General features: G+C 69.4%; 12 protein-coding genes. 9 read left to right on the top strand and 3 right to left on the bottom strand.

The window, feature by feature from the left end; genetic code table 11:
- Window positions 1-25: 25 nt before the first annotated feature.
- Window positions 26-292 carry a 30S ribosomal protein S20 gene (gene rpsT / locus OID54_RS13115; protein ID WP_329018634.1) on the bottom strand — a complete coding sequence of 89 codons (267 nt, stop codon included), beginning with the start codon at window positions 290-292 and terminating at the stop codon, window positions 26-28.
- 236 nt (window positions 293-528) lie between these two features.
- On the opposite strand from rpsT, the gene lepA reads away from it, so the two are divergent.
- The 3 genes from lepA (at window position 529) to hemW (ending at window position 6,078) form a co-directional block, all read left to right on the top strand.
- Complete coding sequence (lepA, locus tag OID54_RS13110) at window positions 529-2,397, top strand: translation elongation factor 4 (protein WP_329018631.1); 1,869 nt, start codon at window positions 529-531, stop codon at window positions 2,395-2,397.
- Between the two features lie 411 nt (window positions 2,398-2,808).
- Window positions 2,809-4,698, top strand: coding sequence for an AMP-dependent synthetase/ligase (locus OID54_RS13105; protein ID WP_329018628.1), 1,890 nt, complete (start codon window positions 2,809-2,811; stop codon window positions 4,696-4,698).
- A gap of 147 nt (window positions 4,699-4,845) precedes the next feature.
- Window positions 4,846-6,078 (top strand): radical SAM family heme chaperone HemW, encoded by a 1,233-nt coding sequence (hemW, locus tag OID54_RS13100; RefSeq protein ID WP_329018625.1) that lies wholly within the window; start codon window positions 4,846-4,848, stop codon window positions 6,076-6,078.
- A 184-nt stretch (window positions 6,079-6,262) separates the two neighbouring features.
- Here the strand turns inward: hemW and OID54_RS13095 are convergent, their stop codons facing one another.
- A complete protein-coding gene (locus tag OID54_RS13095; RefSeq protein ID WP_329018622.1) occupies window positions 6,263-7,087 on the bottom strand; it encodes a DUF3097 domain-containing protein in 825 nt (274 codons plus the stop codon).
- A 10-nt stretch (window positions 7,088-7,097) separates the two neighbouring features.
- Window positions 7,098-7,823, bottom strand: a complete 726-nt coding sequence (locus OID54_RS13090) for an MBL fold metallo-hydrolase (protein WP_329018619.1) — start codon at window positions 7,821-7,823, stop codon at window positions 7,098-7,100.
- A 176-nt stretch (window positions 7,824-7,999) separates the two neighbouring features.
- Between OID54_RS13090 and hrcA the strand changes: the two genes are divergently transcribed.
- The 6 genes from hrcA to OID54_RS13060 all read left to right on the top strand — a co-directional run bounded on the left by hrcA (window position 8,000) and on the right by OID54_RS13060 (window position 16,509).
- Window positions 8,000-9,025 (top strand): heat-inducible transcriptional repressor HrcA, encoded by a 1,026-nt coding sequence (gene hrcA, locus OID54_RS13085; protein ID WP_329027467.1) that lies wholly within the window; start codon window positions 8,000-8,002, stop codon window positions 9,023-9,025.
- Window positions 9,026-10,162: a molecular chaperone DnaJ gene (gene dnaJ, locus OID54_RS13080; RefSeq protein ID WP_329018616.1), complete on the top strand. Its 1,137-nt coding sequence runs from the start codon at window positions 9,026-9,028 to the stop codon at window positions 10,160-10,162.
- A gap of 308 nt (window positions 10,163-10,470) precedes the next feature.
- Entirely contained in the window at window positions 10,471-11,544 is a 1,074-nt protein-coding gene (locus OID54_RS13075; protein ID WP_329018613.1) for a nitronate monooxygenase, read from the top strand.
- Window positions 11,541-12,284 carry a 16S rRNA (uracil(1498)-N(3))-methyltransferase gene (locus OID54_RS13070; protein WP_329018610.1) on the top strand — a complete coding sequence of 248 codons (744 nt, stop codon included), beginning with the start codon at window positions 11,541-11,543 and terminating at the stop codon, window positions 12,282-12,284. Before OID54_RS13075 ends, OID54_RS13070 begins: the two co-directional genes overlap by 4 nt.
- Window positions 12,285-12,431: 147 nt before the next feature.
- A complete protein-coding gene (locus tag OID54_RS13065) occupies window positions 12,432-12,968 on the top strand; it encodes a hypothetical protein (protein ID WP_329018608.1) in 537 nt (178 codons plus the stop codon).
- 298 nt (window positions 12,969-13,266) lie between these two features.
- Complete coding sequence (locus OID54_RS13060) at window positions 13,267-16,509, top strand: S41 family peptidase (RefSeq protein ID WP_329018605.1); 3,243 nt, start codon at window positions 13,267-13,269, stop codon at window positions 16,507-16,509.
- Window positions 16,510-16,684: the final 175 nt, after the last annotated feature.

Raw genomic sequence — 16,684 nt, 5'->3', positions numbered from 1 at the left:
CTTCCGACGGTTGGATCAAGAGCACTCAGCCCTGAAGAGCGGCAACCTTGGTGGCCAGCGCCGACTTCTTGTTGGCGGCGGCGTTCTTGTGGATGACGCCCTTCGAGACTGCCTTGTCGAGCTTGCGGGCGGCCTCGCGAGCGGCCACGGTGGCCTTCTCGACGTCGCCTGCGACAGCAGCCTCACGGGCCTTGCGGACCGCGGTCTTGAGCGACGACTTGACGGCCTTGTTGCGCAGGCGCGCCTTCTCGTTCGTCTTGTTCCGCTTGATCTGGGACTTGATGTTCGCCACGAAAGAGCCTTCTCAGGTTCGATTGATCTTTGATGAGGTCCCGCGCGGAGTTCCGAATCGAAAGCCCTGTGCGAGCAGCCCGAGGCGGGCACGAGACACAGCTGTCCACATTACCAGTCGCTCTCCGGGCGGCCCAAACCGGGCGCAGCCCGCTGCGCGTGGGACCATGGAGGCTACGTATCGATCCGCCATCGCCCGAGACGAGACGCCCCGCGTCTCAAGAATCAGGACCTTGCGTGCCCGCGACTCCTCCCAACGTGCCCGCGCCGAGCCGTACCGACCCGGCGCTGATCCGCAACTTCTGCATCATCGCCCACATCGACCACGGCAAGTCCACGCTCGCCGACCGGATGCTCCAGCTGACCGGTGTGGTCGATCAGCGGCAGATGCGTGCCCAGTACCTCGACCGCATGGACATCGAGCGGGAACGCGGCATCACGATCAAGTCCCAGGCGGTCCGACTGCCCTGGGCACCCACCGAGGGACCCGATCAGAGCAGGACTCACATCCTGAACATGATCGACACTCCGGGGCACGTGGACTTCACCTACGAGGTCTCCCGGTCCCTCGCGGCCTGCGAGGGCACCGTCCTCCTGGTGGACGCGGCCCAGGGCATCGAGGCCCAGACGCTCGCCAACCTCTATCTGGCGATGGAGAACGAGCTCACGATCGTTCCGGTCCTCAACAAGATCGACCTTCCGGCCGCCCAGCCCGAGAAGTTCTCCGAGGAATTGGCGAACCTCGTCGGTTGTGACCCGGAGGATGTGCTCAGGGTCTCCGCGAAGACCGGCATCGGCGTGGAGGCGCTGCTCGACCGGGTCGTCCGCGAGGTTCCGCCCCCGGTCGGCGTGGCCGACGCGCCCGCCCGCGCCATGATCTTCGACTCCGTGTACGACTCGTACCGTGGTGTCGTCACCTATGTGCGAGTCATCGACGGCAAGCTGGGCAAGCGCGAGCGGATCCGGATGATGTCGACCGGGGCCACCCACGAGCTGTTGGAGATCGGCACCAACTCGCCCGAGATGCTCGCGGCCGACGGTCTGGGCGTCGGCGAGGTGGGGTACCTCATCACCGGGGTGAAGGACGTTCGCCAGTCGAAGGTCGGCGACACCATCACCCAGCAGCACAAGGGAGCCACCGAGGCGCTCGGGGGGTACAAGGACCCGAAGCCGATGGTCTTCTCCGGTCTGTATCCGCTCGACGGATCGGACTACCCCGAGCTCCGGGAAGCCCTCGACAAGCTCCAGCTCAACGATGCCGCGCTGGTGTACGAGCCGGAGACCTCGGCGGCGCTCGGCTTCGGCTTCCGCGTCGGTTTCCTGGGCCTGCTCCACCTGGACGTGATCCGGGAGCGCCTGGAGCGCGAATTCGGTCTCGACCTGATCGCCACCGCGCCCAACGTGGTCTACCGCGTCCTGATGGAGGACGGCACCGAGCACACGGTCACCAACCCGAGTGAGTTCCCCGAGGGCAAGATCGACGACGTCTACGAACCCGTGGTGCGGGCCACGATTCTGGCGCCCACCGAGTTCATCGGCGCGATCATGGAGCTCTGTCAGACCCGTCGCGGCACCCTGCTCGGCATGGACTACCTCTCCGAGGACCGGGTCGAGATCCGCTACACCCTGCCCCTCGCGGAGATCGTCTTCGACTTCTTCGACCAGCTGAAGTCGAAGACCCGCGGATACGCCTCGCTGGACTACGAGCCCACGGGCGAGCAGGCATCCAGCCTGGTCAAGGTGGACATCCTGCTGCACGGCGACAAGGTCGACGCCTTCTCGGCCGTCACGCACAAGGACGCGGCGTACGCATACGGTGTGCGGCTCGTGGCGAAGCTGCGCGAGTTGATCCCGCGGCAGGCGTTCGAGGTGCCGATCCAGGCCGCGATCGGTTCCCGGGTGATCGCCCGCGAGACGATCCGCGCGATCCGCAAGGATGTTCTCGCCAAGTGCTACGGCGGTGACATCTCCCGGAAGCGGAAGCTGCTGGAGAAGCAGAAGGAAGGCAAGAAGCGCATGAAGATGGTCGGCAGTGTGGAGGTTCCGCAGGAAGCCTTCATCGCCGTCCTCTCCAGCGATGACAGCGGGGGCAAGAACAAGAAGTAGCCATTCGTGGCTCTCGCCCTGCTCATGGCGGCGAGAGCGCAGCGGTGGAGGCCCCACGCCGATCAGCCCCCGAGAGCGTTGTCACTTCAGCCCGGGTCGACCAGGTCGACCCGGGCTGAAGTGCATATCCGTCCTGCTGAAGCACATCTTCGGTCCGTCGGTGGGCGACGATCGGGACGCTTCTCGTGCCGAGTACGTGCCGAGTACGGTCCGGGGTGACCCGGGGCAGGTGTGACGGGCGCGGCCCGTTGGTCGAGGGACCCCGCATTCGCGCCGGGTTCGTTATGAAGCGGCAGCCCACAGAGACTTACGCCTCGGCACAGCGCGTTCTACTCTGATCACGGCTCGATGGTTACTCGCCAGTTAAACACCAGCCAGTCGTGCAGTGCTGCCGCAGGCCCGGAGGATGTCGTGAGCGACACACAGACCCTGATCGAGAACCGACCGCCCTCGGTGGCGAACCTCTTCGCCGAGCGGGTGCTGGCCACGCCGGACGCCGAGGCGTTCCGGTATCCGGTGCCCCCCGCCTCCGGTCAGGGGCCCGAGGAATGGAAGTCGCTCAGTTGGGGCGAGACCGCCGAGCGTGTCTATTGCATCGCGGCCGGTCTGATCGCCATCGGAGTACGCGCCGAGGACCGGGTGGCCCTGTTGTCCGCCACCCGTATCGAATGGATCCTCGCCGACCTTGGTGTCATGTGCACCGGCGGTGCGACCACGACGGTCTACCCCTCCACCAATGCCGAGGAATCGGCGTACATCCTCGCCGATTCCGGGAGCAGGGTGCTGGTCGCCGAGGACGCGACGCAGTTGGCCAAGGTGCGTGAGCGGCGGGGCGAACTGTCTGAACTCAGCCATGTGGTCGTGATCGATCCCACCGGTGTGGAGGCGGACGAGTCGGACCCCGAGGGCTGGGTCCTCTCACTCGCCGATCTGGAGGAGCGCGGAGCCCGCCACCTCCAGGAGCACCCCGAAGCGGTCAAGGAGCGAATCGGCGCGATCGAAGCCGATCAACTGGCGACCCTCATCTATACCTCCGGCACCACCGGCCGCCCCAAGGGTGTTCGGCTGCCGCACGACAACTGGTCGTACATGGCGAAGGCGATCGCCGCGACCGGCCTGGTGACCCAGGACGACGTGCAGTATCTCTGGCTGCCGCTGGCCCACGTCTTCGGCAAGGTGCTGACGTCGGGCCAGATCGAAGTCGGTCATGTCACGGCCGTCGACGGCCGGATCGACAAGATCATTGAGAATCTGTCCGTGGTGCAGCCGACCTACATGGCCGCCGTTCCGCGCATCTTCGAGAAGGTCTACAACGGAGTCGCCACCAAGGCCCGGGCGGGCGGTGCGGCGAAGTACAAGATCTTCCAGTGGGCCGCTGCGGTGGCGCGCGACTACGCCAAGGCGTCCCAGGACAACTTCCGGCGTACGGGCACGGCATCAGCGCCGCTCGCCCTCCGTGCCAAGCACAAGGTGGCCGACGCCCTGGTCTATGCCAAGCTCCGCGAGGCGTTCGGCGGCAGGCTGCGGGCCGCGATCTCCGGGTCCGCCGCCCTCTCACCCGAGATCGGCTTCTTCTTCGCCGGCGCCGGCATCCACATCCTGGAGGGGTACGGACTCACCGAGTCCAGTGCGGCTTCCCTGGTCAACCCCGGTGAGGCATATCGCACCGGGACCGTGGGCAAACCGCTGCCGGGCACCGAGGTCCGCATCGCCGACGATGGCGAGATCCTGCTGCGCGGCCCCGGGATCATGGAGGGCTACCACGGGCTCCCGGAGAAGACCGAAGAGGTGCTGGAGCCCGATGGCTGGCTCCACACTGGGGACATCGGCGAGCTCTCGGCCGACGGTTATCTGCGGATCACGGACCGCAAGAAGGACCTGATCAAGACGTCGAACGGCAAGTACATCGCGCCGACCGAGGTGGAGATCCAGTTCAAGGCCATCTGCCCGTTCGTCTCGAACATCGTCGTCATCGGCGCCGACCGCAACTTCTGCACGGCGCTGATCGCCCTCGACGAGCCGACGCTCCTCAGCTGGGCCGAGGGCCATGACCTGGCGGGGAAGCCCTACGGAGACGTTCTCGTCGCGCCGGCGACCGTCGAGTTGATCCAGGGGTATGTGAACCGGCTGAACGAGGGCCTTCAGCGGTGGCAGATGGTGAAGAAGTTCCGCCTGCTGCCCCGGGACCTCGACGTCGAGCACGGCGATCTCACTCCCAGCCTGAAACTGAAGCGACCGGCCGTCGAGCGTGAGTTCCAGCACTTGATCGAAGAGATGTACTCCGGAACCCGCGAGGCATAGGAGCAGGACATCACCGGTGCGGGCCGGGTGCACCCCGTCCCGCACCAGCCCGTCCGCCGGGGGAGCGGCCCGTACCCCGGCGTCCCGATGCCCTGGCTGCTCACCGCCGACGGATTCCACTCCCGTCGGTGACGGACAATGGGGCGTATGCCTTCCGTACTGCCTGACGGCGAACCCATGCCCGAGGACGGGGCGCTTCCGGCGTCCGCCCTTGAAGGGGCAGCCGACCGGCCGCTCGCCTTCTACCTGCACGTGCCGTACTGCGCCACACGCTGCGGCTACTGCGACTTCAACACCTACACGGCGACCGAGCTGCGCGGCTCGGGCGGCGTGCTGGCCTCCCGTGACAACTACGCGGCCACCCTCACGGACGAGGTTCGCCTCGCCCGCAAGGTCCTCGGAGACGACCCCCGCCCCGTGCGCACCCTGTTCGTGGGAGGCGGTACGCCGACCCTGCTGGCCGCGTCCGACCTGGTGGCCATGTTGAGCGCCGTACGGGAGGAGTTCGGCTTCGCGGAGGGCGCGGAGATCACCACGGAGGCGAATCCGGAGTCCGTGGGGCCCGAGTACCTCGCGGAGCTACGGGCAGGAGGCTTCAACCGCATCTCCTTCGGCATGCAGAGCGCCCGCCAGCACGTCCTGAAGGTCCTGGACCGCACCCACACCCCCGGGCGGCCCGAAGCGTGCGTCGCCGAGGCTCGGGCGGCGGGGTTCGAGCATGTGAACCTCGATCTGATCTACGGCACTCCGGGGGAGAGCGACGACGACTGGCGCGCCTCGCTCGCCGCTGCGGTCGGAGCCGGGCCCGACCACATCTCCGCGTACGCGCTCATCGTCGAGGAAGGGACCCAACTGGCCCGGCGCATTCGCCGCGGCGAGGTGCCCATGACCGACGACGACGTCCACGCCGACCGCTATCTGATCGCGGACTCGGTCCTCTCGGAGGCGGGCTACTCGTGGTACGAGGTGTCCAACTGGGCTACGACCGAAGCGGGCCGATGCGTTCACAACGAGCTCTACTGGCGGGGCGCCGACTGGTGGGGGGCCGGTCCCGGGGCGCACAGCCATGTCGGCGGGGTCCGCTGGTGGAACGTGAAGCATCCCGGCGCCTATGCGGCGGCACTCGCCCAGGGCCGCTCACCGGGAGCCGGCCGTGAGCTGCTGTCGGCCGAGGACCGGCGAGTGGAGAGGATCCTGCTGGAGCTGAGGCTCCGGGAGGGGGTGCCCCTGTCACTGCTGCGTGAGGCGGGGCTGGAGGCCGCTCGGGGAGCCCTTGCGCAGGGACTGCTGGACGAAGCTCCGTACGGTGAGGGGCGCGCGGTTCTGACGCTGCGGGGGCGTCTGCTCGCGGACGGTGTCGTACGGGATCTGGTCGACTGACAACCCGATCCGGAGCCCGCGCGCCCAGAGCCGCGGCGGGGGAGCGACCAGGAGCCACCGCCCGGGACCGAAGTTGACCGGCTGAAACCGACCAACCGACCAACCGGCCGCGACCGGCGTCCACCGGGCCCACTGCTCGCTCCACCAGCCCACCGGCCGTCAGGTCAATGGGGACGTGCGGGCGTCACCCGTCCCCCGCGGGTGCGGTCACGAAGTCGATCAACTCCTCGACCCTCCCCAGCAACTCCGGTTGCAGGTCCCGGTACGAGTGCACCTTCGACAGGATGTGCTGCCACGCGGCGCCCGTGTTCTCCGGCCAGCCCAGGGCCCTGCACACGCCCGTCTTCCAGTCCTGCCCCCGTGGGATCACCGGCCACGCCGCCAGTCCGAGGACCGACGGCTTCACCGCCTCCCACACGTCGATGTAGGGATGGCCGGCGACCAGTACGTGCGCATCCGTCACCGAAGCGGCGATCCTGGACTCCTTGGACCCCGGCACCAGATGGTCCACCAGCACCCCGAGCCGTGCGTCCGGTCCCGGAGCGAACTCGGCGACCACCGCCGGAAGGTCGTCGATGCCCTCCAGGTACTCCACCACCACGCCCTCGATCCGCAGATCGTCGCCCCACACGCGTTCGACGAGCTCGGCGTCGTGGCGGCCCTCCACATAGATCCGGCCGGCCCGGGCCACCCGCGCCCGCGCTCCGGGAACCGCCAGGGAACCGGAAGCGGTCACCACCGGCTTGGACGACCTTCCGGGGCCGGGGCGGACTAGGGTCACGACCTCGCCGTCCAGCAGAAACCCCCGTGGCGCCAGCGGAAAGACCCGGCGCTTGCCGAAGCGGTCCTCCAGCGTCACCGTGCCGGCCTCACAGCCCACCACCGCACCGCAGAAGCCGGTGCCGGCCTCCTCCACCACCAGATCGGGGTCCGACGGATCGGCCGCGACCTCCCTGGCGGGAGCCGACTTCTTCCAAGGGGGCGTCAGATCAGGGCTGTAGCTGCGCATTCGGCCGACGCTACGACACCCCGAACCGCTCCGCCAGCGCATCGCGCTGGGCACGTACGAACGCGGCGTCCACGACCGCGCCGTGCCCCGGCACGTACCGTGCGTCCTCGCCGCCGAGCGCCAGCAGCCGGTCCAGGGCGGCCGGCCACGGGGCTCCGACGGCGTCCGGCCCCGCCTGCGGCTCCCCGGACTCCTCCACCAGATCGCCGCAGAACACCACGGCGGGGCTCCCCGGCACCAGTACCGCCAGATCGTGACCGGTGTGCCCGGGGCCCGCGTCGACGAGCACCACCCGGCGCCCTCCGCCCAGATCGAGCGTCTGCCGTCCGGTGACCGCATGCCCCGGGCTCACCAGCGCCTCGACCGCCTCAGCCGCCTCCAGCGGCTCCACGCCGTGCCGTACGGCATCTGCCCGCAGCGCGTCCGCCTCCCGGCGCAGGAGGGCATCGAGGCCCCGCGTGCCGTACACCTCGGCCCCGGGAAAGGCGGCGGCCCCCAGTACATGGTCGAAGTGCGGGTGGCTCAGTGCGATGTGCGTCACCTCGCGACCGCTCAGCAGCGCCTGTGCCTGGGCCCTCAGCTCGGCACCCTCCCGCAGGGTCGAACCGCTGTCGTACAGCAGCACACCTTCGTTCCCGACGACCAGCCCGCAGGTCGCGTCCCAACCCGGCAACCGTCGTCGCCCCACCCCGTCGGCCAACCGCTCCCAGCCGAAGTCTTCCCAACAGACGTTCATACCGGGACGCTACTGGCAGCGACCAGCGAAGGCGCGCGGTAGCGTGGTCGGTCGCCCTTGCTACGGGCGTACCCCACGGCCGTACACTGGCACGGGGGATTCTTGGCACTCGGACCTGGTGAGTGCCAGACAGTGACCGAAGAACCACCGTGGGACCACAGCTGGAGGTGTGCGCGATGCTCAGTGAACGCAGACTCGAAGTGCTGCGCGCCATCGTCCAGGACTATGTCGGTACCGAGGAGCCCGTCGGCTCCAAGGCGCTCACCGAGCGCCACAGGCTCGGTGTTTCACCGGCCACCGTCCGCAATGACATGGCGGTCCTGGAAGACGAGGGATACATCGCCCAGCCGCACACCAGTGCCGGGCGCATCCCCACCGACAAGGGGTACCGCCTCTTCGTCGACAAGCTCGCCGGGGTGAAACCGCTGTCGTCAGCCGAGCGCCGTGCCATCCAGAGCTTCCTGGACGGCGCTGTGGACCTCGACGACGTCGTCGGCCGTACGGTGAGGCTGCTGGCGCAGCTGACCCGTCAGGTCGCGGTCGTGCAGTACCCCTCGCTCACCCGCTCCACGGTGCGCCACGTGGAGCTGCTGGCGCTCGCACCCGCACGGGTCATGCTCGTGTTGATCACGGACACGGGCAGGGTCGAGCAGCGCATGGTCGACTGTCCGGCTCCCTTCGGTGACACCCCGCTCGCCGATCTGCGGGCCCGGCTCAACAGCAGGGTCGTCGGCCGTCGCTTCGCGGATGTGCCGCAGTTGGTCCAGGACCTCCCCGACTCCTTCGACCCGGAGGACCGGGGTGCGGTCTCCACCGTGCTCTCGACCCTGTTGGAGACACTGGTCGAGGAGACCGAGGAGCGGTTGGTCATCGGCGGCACCGCGAACCTCACGCGCTTCGGCCATGACTTCCCGCTGACGATCAGGCCCGTCCTGGAGGCCCTTGAGGAGCATGTGGTGCTCCTCAAACTCCTCGGTGAGGCCAAGGAGTCCGGCGGCATGGGCATGACGGTGCGCATCGGCCATGAGAACGCCCATGAAGGACTCAACTCAACCTCCGTGGTCGCCGTCGGCTACGGTTCGGGCGACGAGGCAGTCGCCAAACTCGGCGTGGTCGGACCGACCCGCATGGACTACCCCGGAACGATGGGAGCGGTACGCGCAGTGGCACGTTACGTCGGACAGATCCTGGCGGAGTCGTAGGTGGCCACGGACTACTACGCCGTACTCGGCGTGCGCCGCGACGCATCGCAGGACGAGATCAAGAAGGCGTTCCGCCGGCTGGCGCGTGAGCTCCATCCGGACGTGAACCCCGACCCCAAGACCCAGGAGCGGTTCAAGGAGATCAACGCCGCCTACGAGGTGTTGTCGGACCCGCAGAAGAAGCAGGTCTACGACCTCGGCGGTGACCCCCTGTCCCAGGCGGGCGCCGCGGGTGCGGCCGGCTTCGGTGCCGGCGGCTTCGGAAACTTCTCGGACATCATGGACGCCTTCTTCGGTACGGCGTCCCAACGCGGCCCCCGCTCGCGCACCCGGCGCGGCCAGGACGCGATGATCCGGCTGGAGATCGACCTCAACGAGGCCGCCTTCGGTACGACCAAGGACATCCAGGTCGACACGGCCGTCGTCTGTACGACGTGTTCGGGCGAGGGTGCGGCCCCCGGGACCTCGGCCCAGACCTGTGACATGTGTCGTGGGCGCGGTGAGGTCTCCCAGGTCACCCGCTCCTTCCTGGGCCAGGTCATGACCTCGCGCCCCTGCCCGCAGTGCCAGGGCTTCGGCACGGTCGTCCCCACCCCGTGCCCGGAGTGTGCGGGCGACGGTCGGGTCCGTTCCCGTCGCACGCTGACCGTGAAGATCCCGGCCGGCGTCGACAACGGCACCCGCATCCAGTTGGCCGGGGAGGGCGAGGTAGGCCCGGGCGGTGGCCCCGCCGGCGATCTGTATGTCGAGATCCATGAAGTGCCCCATGCGGTGTTCCAGCGACGGGGCGACGATCTGCACTGCACGGTGACGATTCCCATGACGGCGGGCTCGCTCGGTACGAAGGTGCCGTTGGAGACGCTCGACGGGATGGAAGAGATCGACATCCGGCCGGGGACCCAGTCGGGGCAGTCCATCCCGCTGCACGGCCGGGGCGTCACCCACTTGAGGGGTGGCGGTCGGGGCGATCTGATCGTGCACGTCGAGGTGATGACGCCGAGCAAGTTGGACGCGGAACAGGAGAGGCTCCTTCGGGAGTTGGCGAAACTTAGAGGTGAGGAGCGCCCGCTCGGTCAGTTTCAACCGGGACAACAAGGACTCTTCTCCCGACTGAAGGACGCGTTCAACGGGCGTTAGGCGATGCCCCCGCGGTGCCGAGCTTCGGCCGGCGCCGCGGGGTGTGCGCATTGGTCCCGGACCAGAGCAGGGTCGGCCTTCCGGCGCGATCCAGAGCCCCTCTTCCACGGGCCCCTGCGAGCACCCGCCGACCTCCCTGCGAGCACCTCCCCGACCCCTTTCGCGGCACCTTCCCGACCAGGTGATCCGACCCTCGTCGCAGCTGCCCGACCATCTGGTCAGGGAGGGTGCGTAGCACGTCAAGGGGCCTTCCGGGGAGCTGTCGGGCTCGATTCGGCCGGCCGTCAGCGGCATGACACGATGCACACATGTCCTCCGTACTGACCGATCTCTGCCGGTATCCGATCGTGCAGGCACCGATGGCGGGCGGTGCATCCTGCCCGCAGTTGGCCGCTGCTGTGTCCGAGGCCGGCGGCCTCGGGTTCCTGGCTGCCGGGTACAAGACCGCGGACGGCATGTACCAAGAGGTCAAACAGATCCGCGGGCTCACCTCGCGGCCCTTCGGCGTCAATCTCTTCATGCCGCAGCCCAAGACGGTGGACTCGGCGGCCATCGAGGTCTACCGGCAGCAACTCGCCGGTGAGGTGAGTTGGTACGAGACTCCGCTCGGTGACCCCGATTCGAGTCGTGACGACGGCTACGAGGCCAAACTCGCCATTCTCCGTGACGACCCCGTACCGGTGGTGTCCTTCACCTTCGGCTGTCCGAGCGCCGAGGTCCTGGAGTCGTTCGCCAAGGCCGGAACGGTCACCGTCGTCACCGTCACCACACCGGAGGAGGCGCGTATCGCCGAGCGCGCCGGTGCCGATCTGCTCTGCGTCCAGGGAATCGAGGCGGGTGGCCACCAGGGCACCTACCGCGACGATCCCGCCGCCTCGCACGGGGGCATCGGGCTGCTCACGCTCATCGCCCTGATCCGTGAGTGCGTCGACCTCCCGGTGATCGCCACCGGCGGATTGATGCGGGGCAGCCAGATCGGCGCGGCGATCGCCGCCGGGGCGAACGCCGCCCAGTTGGGGACGGCGTTCCTCGTCTGCCCCGAATCCGGTGCGCACCCCCTGCACAAGCAGGCGATGACCAATCCCCTCTTCGCCCGCACGGACCTGACCCGGGCCTTCACCGGGCGGGTCGCACGCGGTCTCGTCAACCGCTTCATGCGTGAGCACGGACCGTACGCCCCCGCCGCCTATCCACAGGTGCACTATCTGACGAGGGACCTGCGCAAGGCGGCTGCCAAGGCGGGGGACGCCCAGGGCATGGCGCTCTGGGCCGGTCAGGGACATCGGCTGGCGCGCGAGATGCCCGCCGGGCAACTCGTCGAAGTCCTCGCCGCCGAACTGGAATCGGCCCACATCGCCCATGACCCCGAGGAGTCCCGTTGACCGCGCCCGTGTTCCTGACGGACTCCCTGGCGGATCTCGTGCCCGGTGCCCGGCTCGTCCTCGACGGTCCGGAGGGCCGTCACGCGGTGTCCGTGCGACGGTTGCAGCCGGGGGAGGACATCGTGCTCACCGACGGTCTGGGCCGGGGCGCCGCCGGGCTCGTCGTCGGGACTGAGGGCAAGGACCGGCTGACCGTGGAGGTGCTGAGTCTGCCCGAGGAACCCGAACCGCGGACGCGCATCACCGTGGTGCAGGCGCTGCCCAAGGGGGACCGTGGCGAGTTGGCCGTGGAGACGATGACCGAGACCGGTGTGGACGCCATCGTTCCGTGGGCCGCGGCGCGTTGCATCACCCAATGGAAGGGCGAGCGCGGCGCCAAGTCCCTCGCCAAATGGCGGGCGACGGCCAGGGAAGCCGGGAAGCAGTCGCGTCGGCTGCGGTTCCCGGAGGTGGCGGAAGCCGCCACCACCAAACAGGTCGCCTCTCTCCTCGCTGATGCCGACTTCGCCGCGGTGCTGCACGAGGAGGGCGCACAGCCGCTCGCCACGGTCGCGTTGCCGGCCGAAGGGTCGATCGTGCTGGTCGTCGGCCCCGAAGGCGGAGTCGCCCCGCAGGAGTTGGCCGCCTTCGCCGATGCCGGTGCGTCCCCCTATCGATTGGGACGCAGTGTGCTGCGGACCTCGACGGCGGGTACGGCGGCGGCGGCGCTGCTCCTGGGCCGCACGGGGCGTTGGTCCTGACGCTCGCGGTCGGTTCGATGGCGCAGTTCGCCTACGCCAGTTGTGGGAGGCGAAAAGGCCGACGATCGGTCATCTTGGCGTCCATCCGGGGGGTTGTGGCCGCAACCAGTCTTTTCCCACCCGCTCCCCGGTGTCACCCTGCCCTCCATGGAAGTCTCACCGCATAGGCGGAGCCGGCGCGTTCTGGTGTCGTGCGCCCTCACGGGAGCGGTCGTCGCCGCCACGACCGCTTTGACCGGGTGCGAGCCCGTGTCCAACGGGCTCAACTCCTCCGCCGTCGCGATCACCACGGACCGTACGGCCACGAACGCCCTGGAACGACTCGGCTTCCAGGTCGGGTGGTTCAGTTGTACGGCGGAACTGGGCGAGAAGGGCCGGTCTGCCGCACCGACGGGGTCGGGGTTCGCCTCCGTCGACTGCGAGGGGGAAACCGACTCCGACCAGCGGATCACCCTCAAGGGGCGGGTGACGGAGGAGCGTTCGGGCACCTGTATCCGGGGCGATCTCACGACGCGGATCAGCGGGAAGGTCGTCTTCACGGCGACGTTCCTCGGGGACTGCGAGTCCCAGCCCACGCGGACGACCCGTCCCGTCGAGCCGCCGGACCGTTCAAACGGGGGACCCCGGGCGACCGTCACGGTCACGGAGACGGTCACCGTCACCGCCGAACCGACCCGTGAGTGACCGGGCCCGTGCGTATGGGTGAGGATGCTCCCCGCGTACGCGTACGCGCCCGTACGCAGACCAGCGCCCGTACGCACCCATGCACCCGCACCCGCGCCCGCCGTGCTCGCGCCGCCCGGCCGAGTGCGAACCACCGGCGCCACCCGCTCGCACACTGCTGTCGGCCGGCTGAAGGATGCCGTCCGCCACCGGGTTGCACCGCTTCCCGCTGCGTGAGCGTGAAGGCGGTGCCGACCCATGTGCCGATGTTGGCCGCAAAGCCGTGACCTCGACGTCCCCACCTGCCTAGGGTGATCCTGTGACGCAGCCTGCCTACCTCCGGTATCCGCACATTCACGGCGAGTTGATCGCCTTCACCGCCGAGGACGACGTCTGGGTCGCCCCGCTCGACGGCGGTCGAGCCTGGCGCGTCAGCGCCGACGACATACCGGTCGACCACCCGCGCTTCTCACCCGACGGCGCGCACATCGCCTGGACCTCCCGACGCGACGGCGCCCCCGAAGTCCACGTGGCCCCGGTCGACGGCGGATCGACGACCCGGTTGACGTACTGGGGGGACCACAAGACGTCCGTCCGCGGCTGGACCCCCGACGGCGAGGTCCTTGCCATCAGCGCGCGTGGACAGGCGTCCTCCCGTCGCACCTGGGCCAGAGCCCTTCCGCTGGACGGCGGACCGGCGACCGTGCTGCCGTACGGCCTGGTGGGCGATGCTGCCCACGGCGAGCCCGGAGTGCTGCTGCTCTCCGCCACCATGGGGCGAGAGGCCGCCGCCTGGAAGCGCTACCGGGGCGGCACGGCAGGGAAGTTGTGGATCGACCGGGCCGGAGACGGAACGTTCGTCCGGCTGCTCGAAGAGTTGGCCGGCAACATCGAGTACCCGCTGTGGATCAAGGGGGACGGTTCCCGGGACACCGAGGGCAGAGTCGCCTTCCTCTCCGACCACGAAGGCACCGGAGCCGTCTACTCCGCCCAGCCGGACGGTGCGGACCTGCGACGGCACACACCACTCGGCGGCTTCTACGCCCGGCACGCCGCCACCGACGGGACCCGTATCGTCTACAGCTCCGCAGGCGAACTCTGGCTCATCGACGATGTGTTCGCCGAGAGCTCGCAACCCCGTCGGCTGACCATCAAGCTCGGCGGTCAACGCACCGATCTGCGCCCCCGGCTCATCGACGCCGAACACCACGTGGGCTCCGCACGGCCCGACCACACCGGCCGCGGGAGCGCCGTGGAGGTACGGGGCGGCATCCACTGGGTGACGCATCGGGAAGGGCCGGCGAGGGCCCTGTCCGTCACCCCGGGGGTGCGCGCCAGACTGCCCCGCAACTTCCGGGTCGACGGCGTCGAGCACGTCGTCTGGGTCACGGATGCCGAGGGAGAGGACGCCCTGGAGTTCGCGCCGGCGACCGGTGCCCAACCGGGGGTCGCACCGCGCAGGCTCGCGGCGGGGCAACTCGGCAGGGTGCTGGGCCTGGCCATGGCCCCCGACGGCAGCCGAGCCGCGGTCGCCACCCACGACGGCCGGGTCCTGCTGGTCGAGCGGGAGTCGGGGGAGGTGCGCGAGGTCGACCGCAGCGCCGACGGCGAGGCCACCGGTCTCACCTTCTCGCCCGACTCCGGTTGGCTCGCCTGGTCCCATGCCGGACCTGCGCCCCTACGCCAACTCAAGCTGGCCGGCACCGCCGAACTCACCGTCGCCGAGGCCACCCCGTTGCGCTTCAGGGACTTCCAGCCGGCGTTCACGCTCGACGGCAAACACCTGGTGTTCCTCTCCGAGCGCGCCTTCGACCCCGTCTACGACTCGCACGTCTTCGACCTCGCGTTCGTCGGCGGCTGTCGTCCGCACCTGATCACCCTGGCGGCCACGACCCCCTCGCCCTTCGGGCCGCAGCGCCACGGCCGCCCCTTTGAAGCGGACAAGCCCGATAGGCCGGACAAGGGCGATGAAGGGGACGGTCGACAGAGCGGTGCCATCACCAGGATCGATCTGGAGGGGATCGCCGATCGGATCGTGCCGTTCCCCGTGGAGGCGGCCCGGTACTCGACCCTGCGGGCCGCCAAGGACGGAGTGCTCTGGTTGCGCCACCCGCTGAGCGGCGTGCTCGGCACCGCCCGGGCCAAACCGGGCGACCCGGGGCCCACCACCTCGCTGGAGCGGTACGACCTGGTCCAGCCCGGCATGGAGGAACTCGCCTCGGACGTGGCGAGCTACTCGGTCAGCGGTGACGGGAAGCGGGTGCTCCTGTTCACGGGCGGCAGCGTGAAGGTGGTCCCGAGCGACCAACGCGCCTCCCATGACGAGGACAGTGACACCAACATCACCGTCGACCTCTCGCGGGTTCGTCAGCCGCTCGACCCGGCTGCCGAATGGCGGCAGATGTACGAGGAGGCGGGCCGGTTGATGCGCCAGAACTTCTGGCGTGCCGATCTCGGCGGCGTCGACTGGGACGACGTACTGGACCGCTACCGGCCCGTGCTCGACCGGATCGCCACCCATGACGACCTGGTGGACCTTCTGTGGGAGGTACAGGGGGAACTGGGCACCTCACACGCCTATGTCACCCCCCGTGGCTGGTTCGGCGGTCGGTCCGAGCGCCAGGGCCTCCTGGGCGCCGACCTCTCGCGGGCCGAGGACGGCATCTGGCGGGTGGACCGGGTGCTTCCGTCCGAGACGTCCGACCCGCAGGCGCACTCCCCGCTGGCCGCGCCCGGCGTCGCGGTCCGCGCGGGCGATGCGATCACCGCCGTCGACGGCCGGCCGGTCGACCCGGTCGCCGGCCCCGGGCCGCTGCTGGTCGGTTCGGCGGGTAAGCCGGTGGAGTTGACGATCGCTCCGGCAGGCGGTGGCGACCCCCGGTACGCGGTGGTGGTGCCGATCGCGGACGAGGAGCCGCTGCGCTACCACGCCTGGGTCGCCGATCGGCGCGCCTACGTCCATGAGCAGTCGCAGGGCCGGCTCGGCTATCTCCACGTACCGGACATGCAGGCTCCCGGCTGGGCCCAGATCCACCGTGATCTACGGATCGAGGTGGCGCGGGAAGGGCTTGTCGTCGACGTCCGGGAGAACCGCGGGGGCCACACCTCCCAACTGGTGGTCGAGAAGCTGGCCCGACGGATCGTGGGCTGGGACCTGCCGCGCGACATGCGGCCCTTCAGCTATCCGCAGGACGCCCCGAGGGGGCCCGTGGTCGTGGTGGCCAACGAGTTCTCCGGATCCGACGGGGACATCGTCAACGCGGCGATCAAGGCCCTGGGGATCGGTCCGGTGGTGGGGACGCGGACCTGGGGCGGTGTGGTGGGCATCGACAGCAGATACACGCTGGTCGACGGCACTGCGGTGACCCAGCCCAAGTACGCCTTCTGGCTGGAGGGTTACGGCTGGGGAGTGGAGAACCATGGAGTGGATCCCGATGTGGAGGTCGTCATGACTCCGCAGGACCACGTGGCCGGCCGGGACCCGCAGTTGGACGAGGCCGCGCGGATGGCGCTGGCGGCGCTGGTGGAGAACCCGGCTAAGTCGCCGCCCACAGTCGAGTGATGTACCCGCCCGGCTTCCCCGGTGGGAGCCGGGCGGAAGCCGGCCGTCGACGGCCGGCCCGGCCGCCCCCGCTGCGGTCCTGGCGCGAGCACGGGAGCCGGATCGCACGCCGCGTTGTCCACAGGGCGGACGGGCCGGACACCCGGGCTCGATACGATGCACGGGTACTGGACGA

It is taken from the genome of Streptomyces sp. NBC_00690, assembly GCF_036226685.1.
Lineage (GTDB): Bacteria > Actinomycetota > Actinomycetes > Streptomycetales > Streptomycetaceae > Streptomyces.
Note: the sequence above shows the minus strand (reverse complement) of the source record. Positions and strands in the feature narration are given on the sequence as shown.

Excerpts from the sequence above, each read along its gene's own strand:
- OID54_RS13065 (WP_329018608.1), top strand. The coding sequence starts at position 12,432 with ATGGAAGTCTCACCGCATAGGCGGAGCCGGCGCGTTCTGGTGTCGTGC.
- hrcA (WP_329027467.1), top strand. The coding sequence starts at position 8,000 with ATGCTCAGTGAACGCAGACTCGAAGTGCTGCGCGCCATCGTCCAGGAC.
- OID54_RS13095 (WP_329018622.1), bottom strand. The coding sequence starts at position 7,087 with ATGCGCAGCTACAGCCCTGATCTGACGCCCCCTTGGAAGAAGTCGGCT.
- hemW (WP_329018625.1), top strand. The coding sequence starts at position 4,846 with ATGCCTTCCGTACTGCCTGACGGCGAACCCATGCCCGAGGACGGGGCG.
- OID54_RS13075 (WP_329018613.1), top strand. The coding sequence starts at position 10,471 with ATGTCCTCCGTACTGACCGATCTCTGCCGGTATCCGATCGTGCAGGCA.
- OID54_RS13090 (WP_329018619.1), bottom strand. The coding sequence starts at position 7,823 with ATGAACGTCTGTTGGGAAGACTTCGGCTGGGAGCGGTTGGCCGACGGG.